Origin of the sequence: Variovorax sp. CF079 (genome assembly GCF_900101545.1) — a bacterium.
In the GTDB taxonomy this organism is placed as follows: Bacteria; Pseudomonadota; Gammaproteobacteria; order Burkholderiales; family Burkholderiaceae_C; genus Variovorax.
Map to the genome: position 1 here is coordinate 1 of NZ_FMZU01000071.1, position 1,049 is coordinate 1,049.

Genomic DNA, 1,049 nt, shown 5'->3' on the forward strand with positions numbered 1-1,049 from the left:
TTCAAGATCGGCCTGGTGCTGCCGATGACGGGCCAGCAGGCCACCACCGGCCGCCAGATCGAGGCCGCGGCCCGGCTCTACATGGCGCAAAACGGCGACACAGTGGCGGGCAAGAAGATCGAGCTGATCGTCAAGGACGACACCAGCCTTCCCGACGTGACCAAGCGCCTCGCGCAGGAACTGGTGGTGAACGACAAGGTCAACGTGCTGGCCGGCTTCGGCATCACGCCCTCGGCCATGGCCACCGCGCCCATCGCGACCCAGTCGAAGACGCCGATGGTGGTGATGGCGGCGGCCACCTCGAGCATCACCGAGGCCTCGCCCTACATCGTGCGCACCAGCTTCACGCTGCCGCAGGTCTCGGTCGCGATGGGCGACTGGGCACCGAAGAACGGCATCAAGTCGGTCGTCACGCTGGTCACCGACTACGGCCCGGGCAACGACGCCGAGAAGTACTTCAAGGAGCGCTTCCAGCTCAACGGCGGCAAGGTGATCGATTCGCTGCGCGTGCCGCTGCGCAACCCCGACTTCGCGCCTTTCCTGCAGAAGGTGCGCGATGCCAAGCCCGACGCGCTCTTCGTCTTCGTGCCCTCGGGTGCCGGCGCGGCGGTGATGAAGCAGTTCATCGAGCGCGGCATGGACAAGGCCGGCATCAAGATGATCGCCACCGGCGACGTGACCGACGACGACCAGCTCAACGACATGGGCGAGGGCGCGCTGGGCGTGGTCACCACGCACCATTATTCGGCCGCGCACCCCTCGGCGCTCAACAAGAAGTACGTCGAGGCCTTCCAGAAGGCCAACAAGAACATGCGTCCCAACTTCATGGCCATGGGCGGCTATGACGGCATGCGCGTGATCTACGAGGCGCTCAAGACCACCAAGGGCCAGGGCGGCGGCGATGCGCTGCTCGCCGCGATGAAGGGCCAGATCTTCGAGAGCCCGCGCGGCCAGGTGCTGATCGATGCGCAGACGCGCGACATCGTGCAGGACGTGTATCTGCGCAAGGTCGAGAAGAAGGACGGACAGCTCTACAACGTGGAGTTCGA

1 protein-coding gene is annotated in these 1,049 nt (G+C 65.5%); it reads left to right on the forward strand.

What is annotated here, in order from left to right:
- A partial coding sequence (locus tag BLS74_RS33590; RefSeq protein WP_093112364.1) for an ABC transporter substrate-binding protein occupies positions 1-1,049 on the forward strand: 1,049 nt, incomplete at both ends.